Annotated in this window: 21 protein-coding genes and 1 pseudogene; 7 read left to right on the top strand and 15 right to left on the bottom strand. The window is 75.1% G+C overall.

The window, feature by feature from the left end:
• Positions 1–188 precede the first annotated feature (188 nt).
• The gene (locus OO57_RS28865; protein WP_033255629.1) at positions 189–578 is read right to left on the bottom strand and encodes an SCO5389 family protein; all 390 of its coding nucleotides are present in this window, start codon (positions 576–578) and stop codon (positions 189–191) included.
• A 181-nt stretch (positions 579–759) separates the two neighbouring features.
• Here OO57_RS28865 and OO57_RS28860 point away from each other — a divergent pair, with 181 nt between their 5' ends.
• Complete coding sequence (locus OO57_RS28860; RefSeq protein ID WP_033255628.1) at positions 760–1,038, top strand: DUF2630 family protein; 279 nt, start codon at positions 760–762, stop codon at positions 1,036–1,038.
• Positions 1,039–1,073: 35 nt separating this feature from the next.
• Here OO57_RS28860 and OO57_RS28855 read toward each other — a convergent pair whose 3' ends face one another.
• Both OO57_RS28855 and OO57_RS28850 read right to left on the bottom strand, forming a co-directional pair.
• Entirely contained in the window at positions 1,074–1,574 is a 501-nt protein-coding gene (locus OO57_RS28855) for a hypothetical protein (RefSeq protein WP_051778369.1), read from the bottom strand.
• Positions 1,575–1,668: 94 nt separating this feature from the next.
• Positions 1,669–2,148 carry a MarR family winged helix-turn-helix transcriptional regulator gene (locus OO57_RS28850; RefSeq protein ID WP_051778368.1) on the bottom strand — a complete coding sequence of 160 codons (480 nt, stop codon included), beginning with the start codon at positions 2,146–2,148 and terminating at the stop codon, positions 1,669–1,671.
• A gap of 105 nt (positions 2,149–2,253) precedes the next feature.
• On the opposite strand from OO57_RS28850, the gene OO57_RS28845 reads away from it, so the two are divergent.
• A complete protein-coding gene (locus tag OO57_RS28845) occupies positions 2,254–2,664 on the top strand; it encodes an organic hydroperoxide resistance protein (RefSeq protein WP_033255627.1) in 411 nt (136 codons plus the stop codon).
• Between the two features lie 122 nt (positions 2,665–2,786).
• Here OO57_RS28845 and OO57_RS28840 read toward each other — a convergent pair whose 3' ends face one another.
• Complete coding sequence (locus OO57_RS28840) at positions 2,787–3,569, bottom strand: SGNH/GDSL hydrolase family protein (protein ID WP_033255626.1); 783 nt, start codon at positions 3,567–3,569, stop codon at positions 2,787–2,789.
• Between the two features lie 149 nt (positions 3,570–3,718).
• Here OO57_RS28840 and OO57_RS46090 point away from each other — a divergent pair, with 149 nt between their 5' ends.
• Positions 3,719–3,853, top strand: a complete 135-nt coding sequence (locus OO57_RS46090; protein ID WP_234337545.1) for a DUF6126 family protein — start codon at positions 3,719–3,721, stop codon at positions 3,851–3,853.
• 36 nt (positions 3,854–3,889) lie between these two features.
• On the opposite strand, the gene OO57_RS28835 is transcribed toward OO57_RS46090, so the two are convergent.
• Positions 3,890–4,213 (bottom strand): MazG-like family protein, encoded by a 324-nt coding sequence (locus OO57_RS28835; protein ID WP_033255625.1) that lies wholly within the window; start codon positions 4,211–4,213, stop codon positions 3,890–3,892.
• 127 nt (positions 4,214–4,340) lie between these two features.
• Positions 4,341–4,703 (bottom strand): UBP-type zinc finger domain-containing protein, encoded by a 363-nt coding sequence (locus OO57_RS28830; protein ID WP_033255624.1) that lies wholly within the window; start codon positions 4,701–4,703, stop codon positions 4,341–4,343.
• Positions 4,704–4,964: 261 nt separating this feature from the next.
• Between OO57_RS28830 and OO57_RS28825 the strand changes: the two genes are divergently transcribed.
• Positions 4,965–5,540: a TerD family protein gene (locus OO57_RS28825; RefSeq protein WP_033255623.1), complete on the top strand. Its 576-nt coding sequence runs from the start codon at positions 4,965–4,967 to the stop codon at positions 5,538–5,540.
• 183 nt (positions 5,541–5,723) lie between these two features.
• Positions 5,724–6,719 carry an aldo/keto reductase gene (locus OO57_RS28820; RefSeq protein ID WP_033255622.1) on the top strand — a complete coding sequence of 332 codons (996 nt, stop codon included), beginning with the start codon at positions 5,724–5,726 and terminating at the stop codon, positions 6,717–6,719.
• 135 nt (positions 6,720–6,854) lie between these two features.
• On the opposite strand, the gene OO57_RS28815 is transcribed toward OO57_RS28820, so the two are convergent.
• The 9 genes and pseudogenes from OO57_RS28815 to OO57_RS28775 form a co-directional block, all read right to left on the bottom strand.
• Positions 6,855–7,085 carry a DUF6296 family protein gene (locus OO57_RS28815; RefSeq protein ID WP_033255621.1) on the bottom strand — a complete coding sequence of 77 codons (231 nt, stop codon included), beginning with the start codon at positions 7,083–7,085 and terminating at the stop codon, positions 6,855–6,857.
• A 337-nt stretch (positions 7,086–7,422) separates the two neighbouring features.
• Positions 7,423–8,322 carry an NAD(+)/NADH kinase gene (locus tag OO57_RS28810; protein ID WP_033255620.1) on the bottom strand — a complete coding sequence of 300 codons (900 nt, stop codon included), beginning with the start codon at positions 8,320–8,322 and terminating at the stop codon, positions 7,423–7,425.
• On the bottom strand, positions 8,319–9,389 hold the full coding sequence (locus OO57_RS28805; protein ID WP_051778367.1) for an SPFH domain-containing protein: 1,071 nt from the start codon (positions 9,387–9,389) through the stop codon (positions 8,319–8,321). Before OO57_RS28805 ends, OO57_RS28810 begins: the two co-directional genes overlap by 4 nt.
• Positions 9,390–9,502: 113 nt before the next feature.
• Entirely contained in the window at positions 9,503–10,411 is a 909-nt protein-coding gene (locus OO57_RS28800; RefSeq protein ID WP_033255619.1) for a CehA/McbA family metallohydrolase, read from the bottom strand.
• Positions 10,412–10,604: 193 nt separating this feature from the next.
• Entirely contained in the window at positions 10,605–11,501 is an 897-nt protein-coding gene (locus tag OO57_RS28795) for an NAD(P)-dependent oxidoreductase (protein WP_267884994.1), read from the bottom strand.
• A 450-nt stretch (positions 11,502–11,951) separates the two neighbouring features.
• Positions 11,952–12,536: a S1 RNA-binding domain-containing protein gene (locus OO57_RS28790; RefSeq protein ID WP_033255652.1), complete on the bottom strand. Its 585-nt coding sequence runs from the start codon at positions 12,534–12,536 to the stop codon at positions 11,952–11,954.
• Between the two features lie 206 nt (positions 12,537–12,742).
• On the bottom strand, positions 12,743–13,639 hold the full coding sequence (locus OO57_RS28785) for an SGNH/GDSL hydrolase family protein (RefSeq protein WP_081974033.1): 897 nt from the start codon (positions 13,637–13,639) through the stop codon (positions 12,743–12,745).
• Between the two features lie 78 nt (positions 13,640–13,717).
• Entirely contained in the window at positions 13,718–14,917 is a 1,200-nt protein-coding gene (locus OO57_RS28780) for a glycosyltransferase (RefSeq protein WP_033255617.1), read from the bottom strand.
• 218 nt (positions 14,918–15,135) lie between these two features.
• Positions 15,136–16,272 (bottom strand): annotated as a pseudogene (locus tag OO57_RS28775) (glycosyltransferase family 4 protein); the annotation flags it as partial.
• A gap of 174 nt (positions 16,273–16,446) precedes the next feature.
• Here OO57_RS28775 and OO57_RS28770 point away from each other — a divergent pair.
• Positions 16,447–17,550: a hypothetical protein gene (locus OO57_RS28770; RefSeq protein WP_051778366.1), complete on the top strand. Its 1,104-nt coding sequence runs from the start codon at positions 16,447–16,449 to the stop codon at positions 17,548–17,550.
• Between the two features lie 157 nt (positions 17,551–17,707).
• Positions 17,708–18,454 carry a nucleotidyltransferase domain-containing protein gene (locus tag OO57_RS28765; protein ID WP_033255649.1) on the top strand — a complete coding sequence of 249 codons (747 nt, stop codon included), beginning with the start codon at positions 17,708–17,710 and terminating at the stop codon, positions 18,452–18,454.
• Positions 18,455–18,487 lie beyond the last annotated feature (33 nt).

Genomic DNA, 18,487 nt, shown 5'->3' with positions numbered 1-18,487 from the left:
CCTTGGCGGGGAGTGGGGGCGGGGTGGGGGAGTGCCTGTGAACGTACACAGAAGTCGTCTGTAGCGTTCCGCCATAGGAAACCCCAATATTCGGTGGGGCTGCAAGCACTAGGAGCCATTTTCTTGTGAACGTTCACAGGAAAGGGAGGGCGGTCCGGGTAGGCCCGCGACCACCCTCCCGGGCGGGCTCAGCAGTCGCGCAGTTCCGGTGACTGGTTCAGCAGTTGGGCCCGCGGGGAGGTGAACTCCCGGTAGGCGGCGGTGTGTTCGGCGTGCGGGTGGAAGGCCGCGAGGCGGTGGCAGTTCTGGAAGGCCAGCTTCACCGAGAAGTGCCGCTCCAGCGCGCCGCGGATCGAGTCGCTGGCCAGCGCGCGCAGCAGCTGGGCCCGTTCGGCCTCGCTCGGGGCGACCGTGTTGTCGGCGAACTCGGCGTCGGTGAGGGCGAGTTCGGCCGTCAGGTCGTTGACCAGGCGGTAGGCGTAGGGCAGCGAGGTGCGGACGGTGGCGAGGAAGTCGGCGTCGGCGACCTCGTCGCGCTCGGCCAGGGCCAGCAGGGTGGGGGAGACGTCCAGCGACATGGCGGATCCGGCCTTCCGGGGTTAGTGGTAGTGGGAGTCGTTTTCAGTAGGTGATCCTTTCGCCCGCCTGACGCCCTGTCAATTACGCTCCCCGTTCGGTGCGGCCCCGCGTCGCCCGGCTCGCGGCCGCCACCGCCCCTTCCTAGAGTGGAGGGGCCGGACGACCGCGAGGAGGCCACCGATGGACGAGCAGAGCCGCGACGGCGGCAGCGGCAGCACCGACCGCCGCATCCTGGAGCGGATCAGCGAGATGGTCGAGGCCGAGCGCGACCTGCGCGCCGCCCTCGTCGAGGGCCGGATCGACCAGTCCACCGAGCACCGCGAACTCAAGGACATCGAGGAGCAGCTCGACCAGTGCTGGGACCTGCTCCGCCAGCGCCGCGCCCGGGTCCGGGCCGGTGAGGACCCCGACGGGGCGAGCGTGCGCAGCGTCGAAGAGGTCGAGCGCTACGAGTCGTAGGCGCGGGCGCGGGCGCGGGCGCGGCGGGGTGTGGGTCAGCCGGTGTGCGCGCCGTGCCGCCAGACGGCGTGCTCCAGCCCGGCGCGGTCGTGGCCGAGCGCGTCGGCGGCCCGCTCGTACGCGGCCCGCAGGCCTTCGTAGCCCAGCTCGGGCAGGCCCGCCCCGGCGGCGAAGGCGCGCAGGTGGGTGTCCACGGCGACGTGCGAGCGGCCGACCAGGTTGGCGAGGTAGTCGACGGTCTTCGGGCCCACGCCCGGCACCTGGCGCAGGGCGGCGCGGTGCACCGGGGCGTCGAGCCAGGCGTGCAGGTCCGCGCGGGTCTCGACGCCGTGGGCGGCCAGCAGGTCCGCGAGGCCGCGGGCGGTGGCGACCCGGCGGGGGCTGCGGAACGTCATCGCGGTGGCGAGGTCCTCGGTGGCGATCCGGGTCCGGAAGGTGCTGACGGTGGTGGCCTCCGGCCAGGCCGCGACGAGCCGGAGCAGGGCGGGCCGGACCTGGCAGACGGGGGCGGGGTCGGGGGCGGTGGGAGCGGTCATCCGGTCATCATGGCGGCGGGCCGGGTGCGGCGGCGGCCGATCGGCGGATCCGGGTCTGGGTCCGGCTGTGCCGGTGTGCGGGGCGTTGCGGGGGTCAGGCTCCGGCCGCGTCCAGGTTGGCCGTGACGCGGGTGAGCAGTTCGCGCAGGGCCCGCAGGTCGTCCAGGGGCAGCCCGGCGGCGGCCAGGATGCGGCGGGGGACGGCCAGGGCGCCCTCGCGCAGCTCGCGTCCGGCCGCGGTGGCGGCGACGATCACCGAGCGCTCGTCCTCCGGGCAGCGCGCGCGGGTCACCAGCCCGGCCGCCTCCAGGCGCTTGAGCAGCGGGGAGAGGGTGCCGGAGTCCAGGCGCAGGCGCTCGCCGAGCTGCTTGACCGGCACCGCCCCGTCCTCCCACAGCACCAGCATCACCAGGTACTGGGGGTAGGTCAGGCCGAGGTCCTTGAGCGCGGTGCGGTAGACGCCGCCGAAGGCGCGGGAGGCGGCGTTCAGCGAGAAGCAGATCTGCTGGTCGAGTAGGAGCAGGTCCGCGCCCTCGTCGCGGGGGGAGCGGGGGTTCTCGCCGTGCCAGGTCATGGCTCCAGGGTAGCAAGCGGCCGATTGAGTTGTGCGCAATTGAATTGTGTGCTGTAGTTCTGGGGTAGGAAGCAGTGCAGCAGAAGGACGAAGGAGACAGTCGCGATGAACCCGCTCTACACCGCAGCCGCCACCGCGAACGGCCGCGAGGGCCGCGCCGTCAGCTCCGACGGCAGGCTCGACCTCAAGCTCTCCCCGCCGCCCGCGCTCGGCGGCGACGGCGAGGGCACCAACCCCGAGCAGCTGTTCGCGGCCGGGTACGCGGCCTGTTTCGCCAGCGCGCTGGGCGTGGTCTCCCGCCAGCAGAAGGTCGACGTCTCGGACGTGTCGGTGACCGCCGAGGTCACCATCGGCAAGGACGACAGCGGTTTCGGCCTCTCCGTCGTCCTGCGGGTCGAGCTGCCGGAGTCGCTGGCGGGCGAGGCCGGCGAGCTGCTGGTCAAGCAGGCCCACCAGGTCTGCCCGTACTCCAGGGCCACCGCCGGGAACGTTCCGGTGGAGCTGGTCGTCGAATAGGCGAGGCAGGGGTCTCACTGGGGTCTCCCGGTGCCCTCCCGGTGCCCTCCCGGTGCCCTCCCGGTGCCCTCCCGGTGCCCTCCCGGTGCCCTCCCGGTGCCCTCCCGGTGCCCTCCTGCGGTTCAGAGCGGGAGCAGCTCCGGGCGCTTGGCCTCGACGTGGTCGCCGGAGGACTCGCCGCGCAGGCGGCGGCCCACCCAGGGCAGCAGGAAGGTGCGGGCCCACTGCAGGTTCTCCCGGCGCTGGTCGGCCGGGGTGAGGACGGGCGCGGGCGGCCAGGCGGCCTCCGGGTCCGCGTCCACCGGCAGGCCGAGCGCGCGCGCCGCCAGCAGCGCCACCCGCTGGTGGCCCTCCGGCGACAGGTGCAGCCGGTCCTCGGACCAGGCCCGCCGGTCGTGCACCGCCCGCAGCGACCACAGGTCGGCGACCGCGAGGCCGTTGCGGTCGGCGATCGCCCGCAGGTGCGCGTTGTACGTGGCGATCTTGCCGCGCAGGTGGCGCAGCACCGGGACGTTGCGGGTGTCGAAGCCGGTGCAGATCAGCACCGTCCCGGCGTTCTCGCGCAGCTCCAGGACGGCCGACTCGAAGTGCTCGGCGATCAGGTCCGGGTCGCTGCCCGGGCGCAGGATGTCGTTGCCGCCCGCGCACAACGTCACCAGGTCGGGCCGGAGTTGACGGACCTTCGGGACCTGCTCGGCGACGATCTGGTCCAGCAGGCGGCCGCGGACGGCCAGGTTGGCGTACCGGAAGTCGTGCTCCGGTCTGCGCGCGGACAGCATCCCGGCCAGGCGGTCGGCCCAGCCGGCGAACTGGCCGTCGGGGCCGGGGTCGTTGAGGCCCTCGGTGAAGCTGTCACCGAGGGCCGCATAGGAACTGAGGTCAAGGGTCTCCTGGTAGTCGGCCATGCAGGAGATAGTTCACCTTGTGAAGTGACTTACGCCACCGTAGGTGCCCCGTGGCGCAGCGTGATCTCCGCCACGGGGGCGGGGCCGGTACCCTGCAAGGGTTCCGGGCGGTGGACGACCCGGCGGGCAGGCGGACAACGAGGGCGGCCGTGACCAGTGACGGAGTGCGCGAGGAGAGCTCGCGCCGCAAGCAGATGCTGATCCGGGCGCTGATCTACATCGCCGGGACGCACGTGTTCGCGGGCTTCGTCGTCCTGCTGTTCGCGGTCGGCGGCCGCCACTGAGCCGCGGCGCTGCGGGTGCTGAGGGCTCTGCGGCCGCTACGGGTGCCGGGGCAGGGCGCGCTCCGCGACCTTCGCCAGGTGGGCGTCGAACGCGGCGGGCGGGTCGGGGTGGACGCGGGCCAGGGCGACCAGCGCGGTGATCACGACGTCGCACAGCTCGTCCGCGACGTCGTCCCAGGTGTGCGAGAAGCCCTTGCGCGGGTTCTGGCCGAGCGCACCGATCACCGCCTCGGCGACCTCACCGGCCTCCTCGCTGAGCTTCAGGCACTGCAACACCCGCTGCATCTCCGGGGGTTGGGTGCTGCCCTCGGCCAGCCAGTCGGCCAGCCGCCGCACCGTCTCCCACTGCCGCTCGTCCACGCCGCACCGCCGATCGCCGGAGCCTCCGGCGGTGCGGGCGCCCCGGGCCGACTGCCCGCCGCCCGCACACCGCCCGCCCGCCGCTCGACGACGATCGTACCGACCGGGGCGGCCCGCTGGCGGACGGTCAGCGCAGGCGCTGCTGCCAGTCGATCGGGACGTGGCCGACCGGGCCGGGCGCGGGCTGGGTGACCGGGTGGGCGGTCGGGCCGGTCAGTGGCGGGCCCTCGTAGAACTGCTCGGTCTCGGTGTTCCAGAACCAGTCCTCGCCGGGCTCGAAACTGGTGAGGAACGGGTGTCCGGCCGACCGGGCGTGCGCGGTGGCGTGCTGGGACGGAGAGGAGTCGCAGCAGCCGATGTGCCCGCAGGCGGCGCACCTGCGCAGGTGGAACCACCAGCCCTGGCCCTCGCCCGCCAGGCACTCCACGCAGCCGTCGCCGCTCGGCGGGACGGTGGGGTCGATGCCGGGGATCGTCGTGTCGTCGCTCATCGTTGCACCTCCTCGGCCAGGGTATGCCCGGGGCGGCGGGCGCGCGGCGGAAGCGGATCCGGCGCGGCGGGGTGGGGCCGCGCCCGCCGGGGAAAAGGACGGGTGGGGCGGCGGCGCGGAGGTGGATTCCGTACTGATCTACAGTGCTGTAGATTCGGTGCGGGCCCGGGCCCGACCGAGGGGCCGGGCGGCGGCCGTCCGCGCGGAGCGGAACCGGCCGAACTGCCGGGCCCGGTACGGGGAAACCACAGGAGGGCACACATGGGAGTCTCGCTCGCCAAGGGCGGAAACGTCTCGCTGACGAAGGAGGCCCCGGGGCTCACCAACGTCATCGTCGGCCTGGGCTGGGACGTGCGGGCCACCACGGGCGCCGACTTCGACCTGGACGCCAGCGCGCTGCTGTGCAGCGAGGCCGGCCGGGTGCTCGGCGACCAGCACTTCGTCTTCTACAACAACCTGCGCAGCCCCGAGGGCTCCGTCGAGCACAGCGGCGACAACCTGACCGGTGGCGGCGACGGCGACGACGAGCAGATCAAGGTCGACCTGACGGCCGTCCCGCCGCAGGTCGCCAAGATCGTCTTCCCGGTGTCGATCTACGACGCGGAGAACCGGCACCAGAGCTTCGGCCAGGTCCGCAACGCGTTCATCCGGGTCGTCAACGAGGCCGACGGCAGCGAGGTCGCCCGCTACGACCTCTCCGAGGACGCGTCCACCGAGACCGCGATGGTCTTCGGCGAGCTGTACCGGTACGGCAGCGAGTGGAAGTTCCGCGCCATCGGCCAGGGTTACGCCTCCGGCCTGCGCGGCATCGCGCTCGACTACGGCGTCAACGTCTGACCTGCCGCCTCCGCCCGTACGGGCTCCGTCCCGCCGCTGGCGCTGGCGCTGGCGCTGGCGCTGCCGCTGGCGCGGCCGCGGTCGCGTCAGCGGTGCGCCGGGGCGGCCCGTGCGCGCCGTCCGCCGTTCCCCGGTGGGGTGTCGGCGTGTGAGCGGCGCGCGGGGCTGTGGCAGGCTCGGGGCATGGAACAGCGTGTACTTGGCAGGACCGGGCGCCCGGTCTCGGTGATCGGTCTCGGAACGTGGCAGCTCGGCGCGGACTGGGGCGCCGTGCTGGAGGACGACGCCCTCGCGGTGCTGGACGCCGCGGCGGACGCCGGGGTGACCTTCTTCGACACCGCCGACGTCTACGGCGACGGCCGTAGCGAACAGTTGATCGGCCGCTTCCTGAAGGGGCGCCGCAGCGGCGGCGACGGCGGCGAGTTGACGGTCGCCACCAAGCTCGGCCGGCGGCTGCCGCAGCTGCCGGAGAACTACACCCTCGCCAACTTCCGGGAGTGGACCGACCGTTCGCGCCGCAACCTGGGCGTCGAGCGGCTCGACCTGGTGCAGCTGCACTGCCCGCCCAGCGCCGTCTACTCCGACGACGAGGTGTTCGACGCGCTCGACACCCTGGTCGCCGAGGAGGTCGTCGCCGCGTACGGCGTCAGCGTGGAGACCTGCGAGGAGGCGCTGACCGCGATCGCCCGGCCCGGCGTCGCCAGCGTGCAGATCATCCTCAACCCGTTCCGGCTCAAGCCGCTCGACCGGGTGCTGCCCGCCGCCGAGAAGGCGGGCGTCGGCATCATCGCCAGGGTGCCGCTGGCCTCCGGGCTGCTCTCCGGCAAGTACACCAAGGAGACCCTGTTCGGGAGCGACGACCACCGCAACTACAACCGGGACGGCTCCGCGTTCGACCAGGGCGAGACCTTCTCCGGCATCGACTTCGAGACCGGCGTGGAGGCCGCCGACGAGTTCGCCCGGCTCGCCCCGCCCGGCGCCAGCTCCGCCCAGACCGCGCTGCGCTGGATCGTCCAGCAGCCCGGCGTCAGCACCGTCATCCCCGGCGCCCGCACGCCCGAGCAGGCCCGGGCGAACGCCGAGACGATGGCGATGTCGCCGCTGCCGGAGCAGACCCTGCAGGCCGTCCGCGACCTGTACGACCGGCGGCTGCGGGCGCAGGTGCACTCGCGCTGGTAGTGCGCGGGCGGCGGCTCGGGCGGGGCGCTCGCCCGGCGGCTCGGGCGGGGCGCTCGGTGGTGGGCGCCCCGCGGGCCGCGTCGCGACGGGCCGCGACGGGGACGGGATGAGCCGGGCGGGGACGGGGCGGGGGGCTCAGGGCAGCGGTTCGGCGTGCAGCGGGGTGCGGGGGAGCTGGTGGCCGCCGCTGGCCAGCATCCGGACCTCGCCCCGGTCGCTGATCTCGGCCTGCACGATGCCGGACGGGTCCGCGTACACCGGGTGCCCGCCCGGGCCGCGGGCGCCGGTCGCCTCGACCACCACCACGTCCTGCTCGGCGTGGCCGCCGGTCTCCCCGGGGAACGTGAGTGCGAATCGTTGAGTCATTGCCGAGCCTTCTTCCCGTGGGCGTCGTTCCATCGTAGGCAGGCCGGGGCGAGCGGTCGCGACCTGGCGGACCGGGCGGCGTCGCGGCGGCGTCCGGGCGTACGGGCGGCCGGGCGGGTGATCAGGCGGGGCGGGCGGGTGCCGGGGGTGCTCAGGTGGGTGTGCAGGGCCCGGGTGGACGGCCCGGGCGCCGGAAGGGGAGCCGTCGGCGCCGAGCGCGACCGGCACGAGGTCGGCCAGCCCGCTGCGGGCGGCGTCGGCGCCGTTCGCCGGGGGCGTCGGCAGGCGCAGCAGCAGGGGCGTGGCGGGCGCGGGGCGTCGGTGGGGGCGGCGGTGGTCAGGCCAGCAGGTGCAGGCGTTGCGCGGCCGGGCCGATCCGGACGGTCTGGCCCCAGGTGAGTTGCAGGGCGTCCGACTCGATGCCGTCGCCGAACGCGACCAGGAGTTCCGACTCGACGGTCAGGACGAGCTGCTGCTCGGCGTCCAGCAGGCCCTCGACGCGGGAGGTGCCGGTCACCGGGGACGGCCAGGCCTCGCGGACGAACCAGGACAGGCGCGGGGCGGTCGGCGCGGGCAGGTCCAGGCGGCTGGAGCGCTCCAGCCAGGCCGAGCGGCACCACCCGGTGGCGCCGGTGCCGGTGCCGACCAGCACGCCCGAGGAGGCCTGCGACTCCGCCGCGCCGCCGGGGGCCGCCAGCCGGTAGCGGGCGGTCTGGTGGCCCGGCTGCCCGAGGTAGATCTCGTTCAGCGCGAGCAGCCGCTGGGTGTCGTCCGCGACCGCCTCCACCATCGTGCGCAGCTCCAACCGCCGTTCCGCGCCCGGCAGTACGGCCGCCCGCAGCAGCGGCCCGGCCTGCTCGGCCCGGTGCCGGACCAGGACGCCCGCGTTGCGGCCCGGTTCGGCGTCGATGCCGACCACCGGCTGGCCCGCCAGGTACTTCGCGGCGTTCGCGACCAGGCCGTCCTGGCCGACCACCACGACCACGTCCTCCGGAGCGAACAGGAAGCGGTCCAGGTCGGAGCGTTCGACCCGGGCCTGCCGCCAGTCCAGCGGTACCGCGGCCGACACCTCGGCGAGCGCGGCCCGGGCCCGGTGGTGGCGCTCCTCGGCCTCGGCCAGCGAGCGGCCGCGCCGGGAGAGGAAGAACTCGGCCTGGCCACGGGTGCCGTGCCGGGCGATCAACTCCTCGTACTCGGTGCGCCGGTGGATCAGCACCACGCGGGGGGAGAGGCTCACCGGACCGGGCCCTCGGGGGCGGCCGGGGCAGCGGGCGCGGCGGGGGTGCTGAGGCGGCTGAGCAGGCCGGTCAGCACGTCCGGGGTGAGGGTGATGCTGTCGATCCGCGGCAGGTGCTCGGCCAGTCGGATCAGGGCCAGCGCCTGCAGGACCTCGGGGCCGGCCTGCTGGTGGGCGGCCAGCCAGGCGGCCTCCGCGGCGGCCTTCGCCTCACCCAACGACCGTACGGCCTCGGCCTGTTGGGTGGCCAGGGTGCCCGCGGCCTCGGCCTCGGCGACCGCCATCCTGGTCCGGCGGGCCGCGTCCGCGTCGGTGCGGACCGCGTCCGCGGCGGCCTTCTGCTCCGCCTCGCGCCGCGCGTTGGTGCCTCGCTGGCCGACCAACTCCTCCTCGCGGCGCGCCAGTTCGATCTGGCTGGCGAGTTCGTTCTCGGCGATCGTGCGCTCCCGCTCGACCGCGACGGCGCGGCGCTCGTACGTGGCCCGGTCGGCCTCCTGCTGGACCTGCTCGCGGGCCGGGGTGCGCAGCGCCCGCTCCATCTCGGCCTCCGGCCGGACGGCGGTGACGCGCACCGCGAGCACCGACACCCCGATCTCGGCCAGCCGGGGTTCGGCGGCCAGGCCCTCGGAGATCCGCTCGCGGACGGCCGTGACGCCGTTGACCAGGGTGTCGGCGAGCGGGGTGCGGGCGATCAGCTGGAGTGCGTGCTGCTGGGCGGTCTCGGTCAGCAGGGTGCCGAGCTGGGCGAGCGGTTCGGCGCGCCAGCTGCCGGTGTCCGGGTCGATGCCGAAGTCGAGGCGGGTGGCGGCGGTGGTCGGGTCGCTGATCCGGTAGGTGACGGTGGCCTGCACCGCGAGGTCCTGGAAGTCCGCCGTGCGGGCGTGGAACATCATCGCCAACTCGCGGTCGTCACCAGGTACTTCGGAGATGGCGGCGGTGAGCGGCCGGAACCAGAAGGCCAGCCCGGTGCCCTCGTGGGCGAGCTGTCCGCCGCGCAGGTGGCGGATGTGGCTGGTGGGGGTGGAACGGAGGTGGCGGAAGCCGAAGCGGCGCGTGATGTCGGCCATGGGAGTCGCGGTGTCCTTTCTTTTCGTCGAGATGACGATAACTGGAGGACCTGCTTGTCGTCAATACGACGAAAAGGGGGGGTGGAGGTGGGGCGGCCGGGGACGGCCGGGGCTCAGCCCAACTGGATCGGGTTGCTCCAGGCGCGCCGGCCGCGCGCGTCCTCCACCGTGACCCGGCACCAGGTGTCACGAAACATGGCCAACGGCAGTGTGCAGTCGGTGAGTTCGCCGTCGGCGGGGCCCGTGGCGACCTGCTTGCCCGGGCGGCCGCCGGTGACCAGCACCTTCCGGGCCGGGGAGCAGCGCACCGTGATCCGGCCGCCGGTGAGCGAGACGTCGAACAGCTCGGGCCCGGTGCTGGAGTAGTAGTGGCCCGCCTTGAGCGCCGCGAGCAGCGCCCCGGGAGCGAGCTCCGTCGCGCGCACCTGCACCCAGGCCGCGCAGCCCGGCGGGTCCTGCGGCTGGAAGTGCGCGTCGTCGGCCGCGTACGCGTGCAGGCGACGGCCGCGGTTGAGCAGCGTCTCGGTCAGGTGCCAGCTGTCGCCGCGGTCCTCGTACGCGGACAGCGCGTTGTGCACCTCCACGGCGTGCGCGGCGTCCAGGCGCTGCGCGTCGGCCTCGGTGAGCAGCGAGGCCGCCGGGTGCGCCATGCCGACGAACGCGCCCGCGGCGCGTGCCCGGCGGGCCAGCTCGGGGCCGCTCTCGCCGGGCGACGGCGGGGCGAAGTCGAGCGGCAGGCCGACCGCCAGGATGTGCCACTCTGAGGTGAACTCAGTGCGCGGGGCGTGCAGTTCGGCGCCGATCAGGGTGGTGAAGCCGGGGGTGCGCAGTGGCCGGGTGTCGGTGACCGGGTAGCCGTGGGCGGGCCGGAAGTGATCGGTGACGGCGAGGAAGTCGTACCCGGCGTTCCGGTAGCGTCGGGCCGTCTCCTCCGGCGACAGCGCCCCGTCCGAGCGGTCGGTGTGGGTGTGCAGGTTGCCGCGCCAGAACCGGCCCGGCCGGGCGAAGGGCAGCGCGATCACGGTCGACCTCCCTGGCGGGTGCGGCAGTTGGCGCGGCGCGGGGTTTGGAGGGGGTGGGGTGCGGGGGTTCGGGGTGCCACCCTAGCGAGGCCCGCGGGCGGGGTCGACGGAATTCGGGCGTCCGGCGCCGGGCGGGTGACGGGTGCGCTGTTCCGTCCGCCCGCCCGGCGGCCGATCTGCAAGTGGCGAGACGTCAGATTCCGGCGCGGGTCCGGGAGGTGGTGGAGATCGCGGCGAGGTCCTGCTCGCCGCGGCCGTGGGCGACCGCCTGGAGGAGCGAGTCGCGCAGCAACGAGGCCAGCGGGAGCGGGACTTCGGCGGCGGCCCCGGCCTCCAGGGCGAGGTTCACGTCCTTCAGGCCCAACGCCAGGCGGAACCCAGCCGGTTCGAAGGACTGCTTGGTGATCATCCCCCCGTAGCCCGCGTACACCGGGCCGGGGAACAGGGAGTCGGTGAGCACCGCCAGCAGCGCCGCCGGGTCGAGCCCGCTGGCCTCGGCGAGCGCGGCTGCCTCGGAGAACGCCTCGATCGCCGACACCAGCAGGAAGTTGGCGCTGATCTTCGCCACGTTCGCGGCCGCCGGGTCCTCCCCGAGCGGCCAGGTGCGACGGCCCATCGCCTCGAACAGCGGTGCCACCCGGTCGAGTTCGGCCGACGGACCGGCCGCGAGGATGTTCAGGTTCCCGGCCGCCGCGACGTCCGTCCGGCCCAGCACCGGCGCCGCGACGTACCCCAGGCCGTGCCGGGCGTGCAGTTCGGCGGCCCGGCGGGCCAGCGCGGGCGAGACGGTGGCCATGTTGACGTGCGTCACGCCCCGCGCACCGGACAGCAACTCCTCGTCCAGCAGCAGGCTTTCGACCACCCGGTCGTCCGCGAGCATGGACACCACCACCTGCGCCCCGAACGCCTCGGCGAGCGTCCCGGCCGCCACCGCCCCGTCCGCGACCAGCTCGGCCACCGGCTCCGGCGAGCGGTTCCACACCCGCACCGCGTGACCGGCCGCCAGCAGTCGGCGGGCCATCGCCCGACCCATTCCTCCCAGGCCGATGAAACCGACGTCCATGCGCTGTCCTTCCCGTCTCCGGTGGATCTTGGTCGTGCTCCGAGGGCGATGCTACGGCCCGGACCGGCGGACGGTGCGGATTGCCCGAGGGACGGACCGTTCGGATCGGATCGGACGGGCGGGGTGCGGTGCGGTGCGGTGCAGTGCTGCCGTCGGTGGCGTCAGCTCCGCGAGGACGCGGGCGCGGGCGCGGGCGCGGGTGCGGGCGCGGGTGCGGGCGCGGACGCGGGCACGGTGACGGTACGGACGGTGCACACGGCGGACCTCGGGCCCTCGGCCCGCACGGGCGGCAGCGCACCGCCGAGGAGGACGGCTGGATCTACCTCCTGGGTGGTGAAGGGGAGTTGGAGCCGTCGGCCGACCTGGTCTGCGACTGGCGCGAGGGCGACCTCTGGTGACAACCGTCCGCCGCAGGCGGGAGCGCGACAGGCGGGTACGCAGGCAGACGGGTACGCAGGCAGACGGGCGGTCGAGTGGTCAGGTGAGCGGCGCGGCACCGGCCTGCCGGGCGTCCTCCGGCCCGGAGAGGAACACCCTCCGCCCCGACGGATCGACGTCCGTGACCACGACCGATGTCTCGTCGCCGACCCGGAAGGCCTCCGGCAGGCCGGCCGCGGGCCTGCCCTGGCACTCGCGGAAGGGCACCAGGCCCACGACCCCGTCCCCGAGTGCCACGCAAGCGCCGAAGGGGAGCACCTTGACGACCGTCCCGCGGAGCGTCCGCCCCACCATCGTGCCGTCGGTGAAGGTCTGGAAGGGGTCGGGCGACAGTGCGCACAACGACAGCCTGGCCTCCGCACTGTGGGTGTCGAACTGGAGGAACTCGCACGAGACGCGCTGTCCGACCTCCACGACGTCGGTCGCGGATTCGACCGGCTGCCAGGACAGTTCGGGGAGCGTGATGAACCCGACGCCGGGGAACAGGGGATGCCCCGGTCCGTCGTCCAGGGAGACGAAGACCCCGAACCGCTCGATCGCCGCGACGGTGCCGGACAGGATCTCGCCGCGGTGCAGTGACTCCAGGAACGCCCAGAGGCCCGGGCACTCGGACTGCCAATCCATGCCCGCCACTCTGGCACACGCCGCAGGTCCACGACATCCGCCCGGGGCGGCTCCGCGCTCGACACCGGCGCGACCGCCGCCCCGTTCACCGACGACGACGGCCGGAGCGCCACCTGCAGCGGCTCCCCGAGCCTCGAACCTGCCACCGCCACCGCCACCGCCGGGGTGCTCCGCTGGGCTGATCCCAGCAGGCCTCGGCGGGGCTCTCACGGCTGCCGGGCGTGTCCGTCGGTAAGAACGTGCCCGTCGGTGTAGACGTGTCCGTCGGCGTGGACGTGCTCGTCGGAGGTCAGGCGGGCGACGACCGCGTCGGTGGCGAGGGCCGCCGCGCGGTCGAGCTGCCGGGTCGAGCCGCGCAGCAGGTGGCGGGCCTCCAGGGCGGCCAATGCGCACAGTCCGGGCAGCAGGTCGGTCGAGCGGGCCGCCACCCAGCGGGTGCCCCGGGTGGCCATCCACCACAGGTCCGCCCCGCGGCCGGGCGGCTCCGTCGCCAGCGGGTCGGGCGCCGCCCCGACCCGGTGCCCGGCCCCGGCGAGCAGGGCGTGGAACTCCCGGGCGATCAACTGGTGGCCCGCGGCGCTCGGGTGCAGCCGGTCCACGCTCAGCAGTTCCCGGTGCTCCGTCCAGGGCAGCTCCGCCAGGTGCAGGTGCACCGCCCCGTGGCGCGCCGACAGCGCGTGCACCACCGTGTTGACGCTCCGCATCCGCCGGGCCAGCGGCCGGGCCAGTGGCGCGGGCAACCCCAGCAGCCGCCCCGGACCGGGCAGGCAGGCGGTCAGCGGAACCGCCCCGACCGAGGCCAACGAGGAGAGGACGGAGGCGAATTGGCGGGCCGTCGACTCCAGGTCGAAGGAGTCCCGCAGGGTGTCGTTGCCGCCGACCAGCACCGCCGCGAACTGCGGGCGCAGCGCGAGCGCGGCGGGCAGTTGGGAGAGCAGCAGGTCACGGCTGAGCGCGCCGCTGCTGGCGAGGTTGCGGAACTCGACGGGATCCGGCGAGAGGGCGGGGGCGAGCAGCGCCGCCCAGCCCCGCCACCCCCCTGGTACCGGATCGCCGATCCCCTCGGTGAGGGAGTCGCCGAGCGCAGCGAATCGAACCGTCATCACGTCCCTCCGGTGGGGCGGGAAAGGAGGCCGAACGGGGTTGCAGGAGATGGAGGTTGGAGGCGCGGGGAGGCGTGGTCAGTCGACTGCAGGGGTGGGTGCGGGCCTGGGTGCGGGTGGGGGTGTGGGTGCGGGGGCTCGGTGGGCGGCGAGGAACGCGGCGGTGGCGGCGTCCCAGCCGAACTCCTCCGCCCTCGCACGGGCGGCGGCCCGCCGTTCCGTCTCCGGCCGGTCCAGCAACTCCCGTACTGCGAGCGCGAATCCGGCGCCGCTGTCGGCCGCCGCGGCCCCGGCCCCGCCGACCACCTGCGGCAGCGCGGAGGACCGGCTGACCGCGACGGGAGTGCCGCAGGCCAGCGTCTCCAGTGCGGCCAGGCCGAAGGTCTCCACCGGGCCCGGAGCGATCACCGCGTCCGCCGTGGCCAGCAGGGCCGCCAGCTCGGAACGCCCCGCCAGATGCCCCAGGAACCGCACCGGGAGCCGGAGTTCGGCCGCCCGCCGCTCCAGCCGACCGCGCAGCGGGCCCGCCCCGGCGACCGCCAGCACGGCCGGAACCCGGTGGCGGCGGCGCAACTCGGCCAGCGCCTCCAGCGCCCGCTCGGGCCGCTTCTCCCCGGACAGTCGGGAGCACATCACCAGCAGTACCTGCTGCGCATCGGCCAACTCCGCCCGCAGCGAAGGATCGTGGCACTCCGGACGCATCGTCTCCAGGTCCACCCCCAGCGGTGCCCGCTCGATGTTGCGGGCACCGATCCGCTCGAACTCCTCGGCCGCCCACGCCGTCGTGCACAGCACGGTGTCGTAGCCGTGCGCGGTACGGGAGTTGAGCCGGTCCGCGAGCCGCCGCGCGCTCTCGGTCGGCACGCCCCACGCGCCGAGCACCCCGGTTGCGCTCTCGTGCGAGACCATCATCGACCGCACCCCGTGCGCCTTCGCCCACGCGCCCGTCCAGCGCAGCGTGGTGCGGTCCGACACCTCCAGCCGGTCCGGCGCCAACTCGTCGAGCAGCGCGGCGAGTCGGCGCTTGTCGCGGAGCACCCGGTAGCCCCCGCTGCCCGGGACGCGCGGACCGGGCAGGGTGATCACCCGCCCCTGCTCGGTCCACTCGTCGCCGCGGACCGGCCCCGGCACCACCAGGACGGGCCGGTGGCCCGCGGCCAGGTACCCCGCGCCGAGGTGCCGCAGCGTAGTCCGCAGGCCGCCCGAGACGGGCGTGACGAAGTTCGCCAGCCGGACGATGCACAACCCGCCGTCCGTGCGGGCCGTTTCGCGGTTCACGCGGGCTGCTCCTCGACCGGGGCCGGGGCCGGGGCCCGGGTTGCGGCCGGGACGGGCGCGGCGGTGGGTGCTTCCGCTCGGCGGGGCGCCGGTATGCCGTCGAGCAGCGGCTGCGGAGCCGGTTCGGCGGCCGGTGCGGTCGCGGGTTCGGCGGGCGCGGGGGCGAAGGGAGCGGCAGTGGCGGGGGACGGTTCCCCCGTTCGGGCGCGGTGGCGCTGCCGGTGCTCGGCGAGCACCTCCTCGTAGTGCCGGATCAGCTGGTCGCCGACCGCCTCCCAGCTCCGGTCGGTGACGTCGGCCCGGCCCGCCGCGCCGTACCGGGCGCGCAGTTCGGGGGCGGCGGCGAGGTCGGCGACGGCCCGGGCGACGGCGCCCGCGTCCCGCGGGGCGACCAGCAGCCCGGTGCGGTGGTGGCCGACCAGGTCGAGCGGGCCGCCGACCGCCGGGGCGACCACCGGGACGCCGCTGGCCATCGCCTCCTGGATGGTCTGGCAGAAGGTCTCCAGTGGGCCGGTGTGCACGAACAGGTCCAACGAGGCGAAACAGCGGGCGAGTTCGGCTCCCGTGCGGCGGCCGAGGAACACCGCGCCGGGCATCGCGGCCTTCAGTGCGGGCGCGCTCGGGCCGTCCCCGACCACCACCACCCGCACGCCCGGCAGCCGGGACGCCTCCGCGAGCAGGTCCACCCGCTTCTCCGGGGCGAGCCGCCCGACGTACCCCACCAGCACCTCGCCGCCCGGGGCCAGCGCGCGGTGCAGCGCCTCGTCGCGGTGGTCGGGGTGGAAGCGCACCGAGTCGACGCCGCGCGCCCAGAGCCGGACCTGCCGCACCCCGTGCGCCGTCAGGTCCTGCGCGGCCGGGGTCGAGGGGGCGAGCGTGCGCGCGGCGGCGCGGTGCACGGAGCGGATCCGCGCCCAGGCGATCGCCGAACCGGCCCCCCGGCCCATCCGGTACGCCTGCGCGTACCCCGCCAGGTCGGTCTGGTAGACGGCCACGGTCGGCAGGTCCAGGCGCTCGGTGAGCCGGGCAGCCCGCGCGCCGAGCACGAACGGACTGGCCAGGTGCACCACGTCCGGCCGGTGGGCCGCCAGCGCGGCGGCCAGCTTGCGACTGGGCAGGGCGATGCGCACCTGCGGGTAGCGGGGGAGCGGGACGGAGGGGACGCGCACCACCGGCAGCGGTTCCCGGTCGGGGCCGAAGGACTGCGGCGGGCAGTGCGCGCTCCGCGCCGGGGCGGGGGTGATCACCAGGGGCTGGTGGCCCCGCCGGACGAGGTGCTCGGCAGCCCTCAGCACGCTGTGGGCCACGCCGTTGACCTCGGGCGGGAAGGACTCGGTGACGATGGCGACTCGCATGCCAACGTTGTGGCCAACCCAGGCGTGCGGTCAGTCAAAGGGATCTTTCGCGGAGGCGAACGTCTGCCGCCATTTCCGCACTGGTGTGTGAATGCGGGGACCGGGCGGCCCCGGACGGTTCCGGACGGTTCCGGACGGGTGTTTTCCGCGGTTTTGTCCGAGTAGTCTGGCGGGATGGAGCACGCGGGAGGGGAAGCGGCGCAGTCGGCCGACGGACCACCGGCGAACGCCCCCGGCCCCGACGAGACCGGTGGCGGGGCCGGTGGCGGGGCCGGTGGCGGTCGCGGTGGCGGGGCGGCCGGCGAGCTGTGGCGGGCCGTCCGGCACGACGCCGTGCGGCTGCCCGAGCACCTGGCCGAACTGGCCGTCCACCAGGAGTCGAAGCCCGCCGCGAAGGCGGTGGCCGGGCTGGCCGGGGCGGGCACGCTCGCCGAGCGCCGCGCGGCCGTCATCACCCACGGCATCCGGCTGACCCTGGTCGAGGGCTGCGTGGTCGGCGGGCCGCTGATCCTCCTCGTCCCGGTGGCGTTCTGCGCCGGGATGCTCGCCCAGGCCCGGATGGTCCTCGAACTCGCCCTGCTCGCCGGAGCGGAGGGCGACCAGACCGAACGCAGCGCCGAACTCCTCGTCCTGCAGGGCGTGTACGCCACCGTCCCGGACGCCCGCGCCGCGCTGGCCGCCACCGCCGCGGAGGACGCCGCACCCAAGGCCGGGCCGCCGTCCCGCCCGTCCCGGATCGACATGGTCCGGCGGATGGTCTACCTGCTCGGGCTCATCGCCATCGGCGAGGACCACCGCGGCCGGATCCGCCGGATCGCGGGCTGGGTCGGCACCGCCCTCCTGGTGGTCTTCGGGCTCGCCTTCCCCGTGGTGTGGATCCCCGTCATGGGACGCGCCAACGTCCGCGCCACCACCGCCCTCGCCCAGCGCGCCACCGCCTTCTACTGGCCCGACGAGGCGGACGGCCCCGGCGCCGCCCCCCAGCCCGGGGAGAAGTACGCCCGCACCGCCACCATCGCGGTCCTCGGCCAGACCCTGCTCGCCCTGCTGCTCCCGGTCGCGGCCTTCCTGTTCGTGCTCTTCCTCGGACTCGACCTGGCCGGCGGACACCTCGCCACCGCCCTCCTGGTCGCCCTCGCCGCGGGAGCGGCCTACGCCGCCGACCGCGCCCGCCGCGCCCGCGGCTCCCGTGGCCCCGACAACCCCCGCCGCGGGAGCCGCACCCGCCACGGCGACCGGCCGGACGGGCGCGACGGGGCCGACGACACGTCCGGCTGACGATTCGTCAGGGCGGCTCCCGAATTCCCGCGACCGACCGCGAGCAGCTGGGACCGACCGCGAACGGCTGGAACCGACCGCGAACGGCTGGAACCGACCGCGAACGGCCGCGAACGACCGGGACAGGCCGGGACCGGTCGTGTGGGAGGCTGTGCGGGTGCGAGAGGTGTTGATCGACCAGGCCAGACGGTTCGTCGCCGAGCGCCACCCCGACGCGTCGGCCGTGGTGCTGGCCGGTTCCGTGGCGGCGGGACGGGCCCGGGCGGGCAGCGACCTCGACCTGGCCGTCCTGCTACCCGACGGCCGGGAGACCCACCGCGAGACGCTCCGCCACGAGGGGCGGGTGGTCGAGGTGTTCGCGCACACCGGGGCCGGGCTCGCCGAACTGCGCGCCTTCGACGCCGCCTCCCGCCGCGGGGTGGTGCAGCAGCTGTACGCGACCGGGCTGGTCCTGCTGGACCGCGACGGCCGCGTTGCCCGGATCGTCGCGGACTGCCGGGCCGAACTGCTGACCGGCCCGCCCCCGCTCGGGCCCGAGCAGCGCGAGAACCTGCGGTACGCACTGACCGACCTGCTGGACGACCTCGGCGACGCCCCGGACCGCCTGGAGGCGCTCGCCATCGGCGCCGAGGTCCTCCGCACCGCCGCCGACCTGCTCAGCGACCACCACCGGGCCTGGATCGGAACCGGCAAGTGGTTCCCGCGCCGCCTGCTCGCCGCCGACCCGGACCTCGGCCGCCGCCTCCTGGAAGCCCACCGCGCCCTGGGGGAGACCGGCGACCCCACCGCCCTCGCCGCGGCCGCCACCGCCGCGCTCGCCCTGGCCGGCGGCCCGCTCTCGACCGGCTACCGCCGCGGCTGGCCCCCGGCCGCCCGGGGCGCGGCACCCGGCGGCAAGCAGTAGCGCAGTAGTAGGAGGGCAGTAGTAGGAGGGCAG

Source organism: Kitasatospora phosalacinea, assembly GCF_000717185.1.
Classification (GTDB): Bacteria; Actinomycetota; Actinomycetes; order Streptomycetales; family Streptomycetaceae; genus Kitasatospora; species Kitasatospora phosalacinea_A.
This window is presented reverse-complemented; position numbering and strand designations above follow the sequence as displayed.

What these genes read in the sequence shown, in the direction of transcription:
- OO57_RS28840 (WP_033255626.1), bottom strand. Translation starts at nt 3,569, where the DNA reads ATGGCCGACTACCAGGAGACCCTTGACCTCAGTTCCTATGCGGCCCTC.
- OO57_RS28825 (WP_033255623.1), top strand. Translation starts at nt 4,965, where the DNA reads ATGGGAGTCTCGCTCGCCAAGGGCGGAAACGTCTCGCTGACGAAGGAG.
- OO57_RS28785 (WP_081974033.1), bottom strand. Translation starts at nt 13,639, where the DNA reads ATGACGGTTCGATTCGCTGCGCTCGGCGACTCCCTCACCGAGGGGATC.
- OO57_RS28820 (WP_033255622.1), top strand. Translation starts at nt 5,724, where the DNA reads ATGGAACAGCGTGTACTTGGCAGGACCGGGCGCCCGGTCTCGGTGATC.
- OO57_RS28815 (WP_033255621.1), bottom strand. Translation starts at nt 7,085, where the DNA reads ATGACTCAACGATTCGCACTCACGTTCCCCGGGGAGACCGGCGGCCAC.
- OO57_RS28805 (WP_051778367.1), bottom strand. Translation starts at nt 9,389, where the DNA reads ATGGCCGACATCACGCGCCGCTTCGGCTTCCGCCACCTCCGTTCCACC.
- OO57_RS28790 (WP_033255652.1), bottom strand. Translation starts at nt 12,536, where the DNA reads ATGGATTGGCAGTCCGAGTGCCCGGGCCTCTGGGCGTTCCTGGAGTCA.
- OO57_RS28850 (WP_051778368.1), bottom strand. Translation starts at nt 2,148, where the DNA reads ATGACCTGGCACGGCGAGAACCCCCGCTCCCCCCGCGACGAGGGCGCG.
- OO57_RS28845 (WP_033255627.1), top strand. Translation starts at nt 2,254, where the DNA reads ATGAACCCGCTCTACACCGCAGCCGCCACCGCGAACGGCCGCGAGGGC.
- OO57_RS28830 (WP_033255624.1), bottom strand. Translation starts at nt 4,703, where the DNA reads ATGAGCGACGACACGACGATCCCCGGCATCGACCCCACCGTCCCGCCG.
- OO57_RS28855 (WP_051778369.1), bottom strand. Translation starts at nt 1,574, where the DNA reads ATGACCGCTCCCACCGCCCCCGACCCCGCCCCCGTCTGCCAGGTCCGG.
- OO57_RS28770 (WP_051778366.1), top strand. Translation starts at nt 16,447, where the DNA reads ATGGAGCACGCGGGAGGGGAAGCGGCGCAGTCGGCCGACGGACCACCG.
- OO57_RS28865 (WP_033255629.1), bottom strand. Translation starts at nt 578, where the DNA reads ATGTCGCTGGACGTCTCCCCCACCCTGCTGGCCCTGGCCGAGCGCGAC.
- OO57_RS28860 (WP_033255628.1), top strand. Translation starts at nt 760, where the DNA reads ATGGACGAGCAGAGCCGCGACGGCGGCAGCGGCAGCACCGACCGCCGC.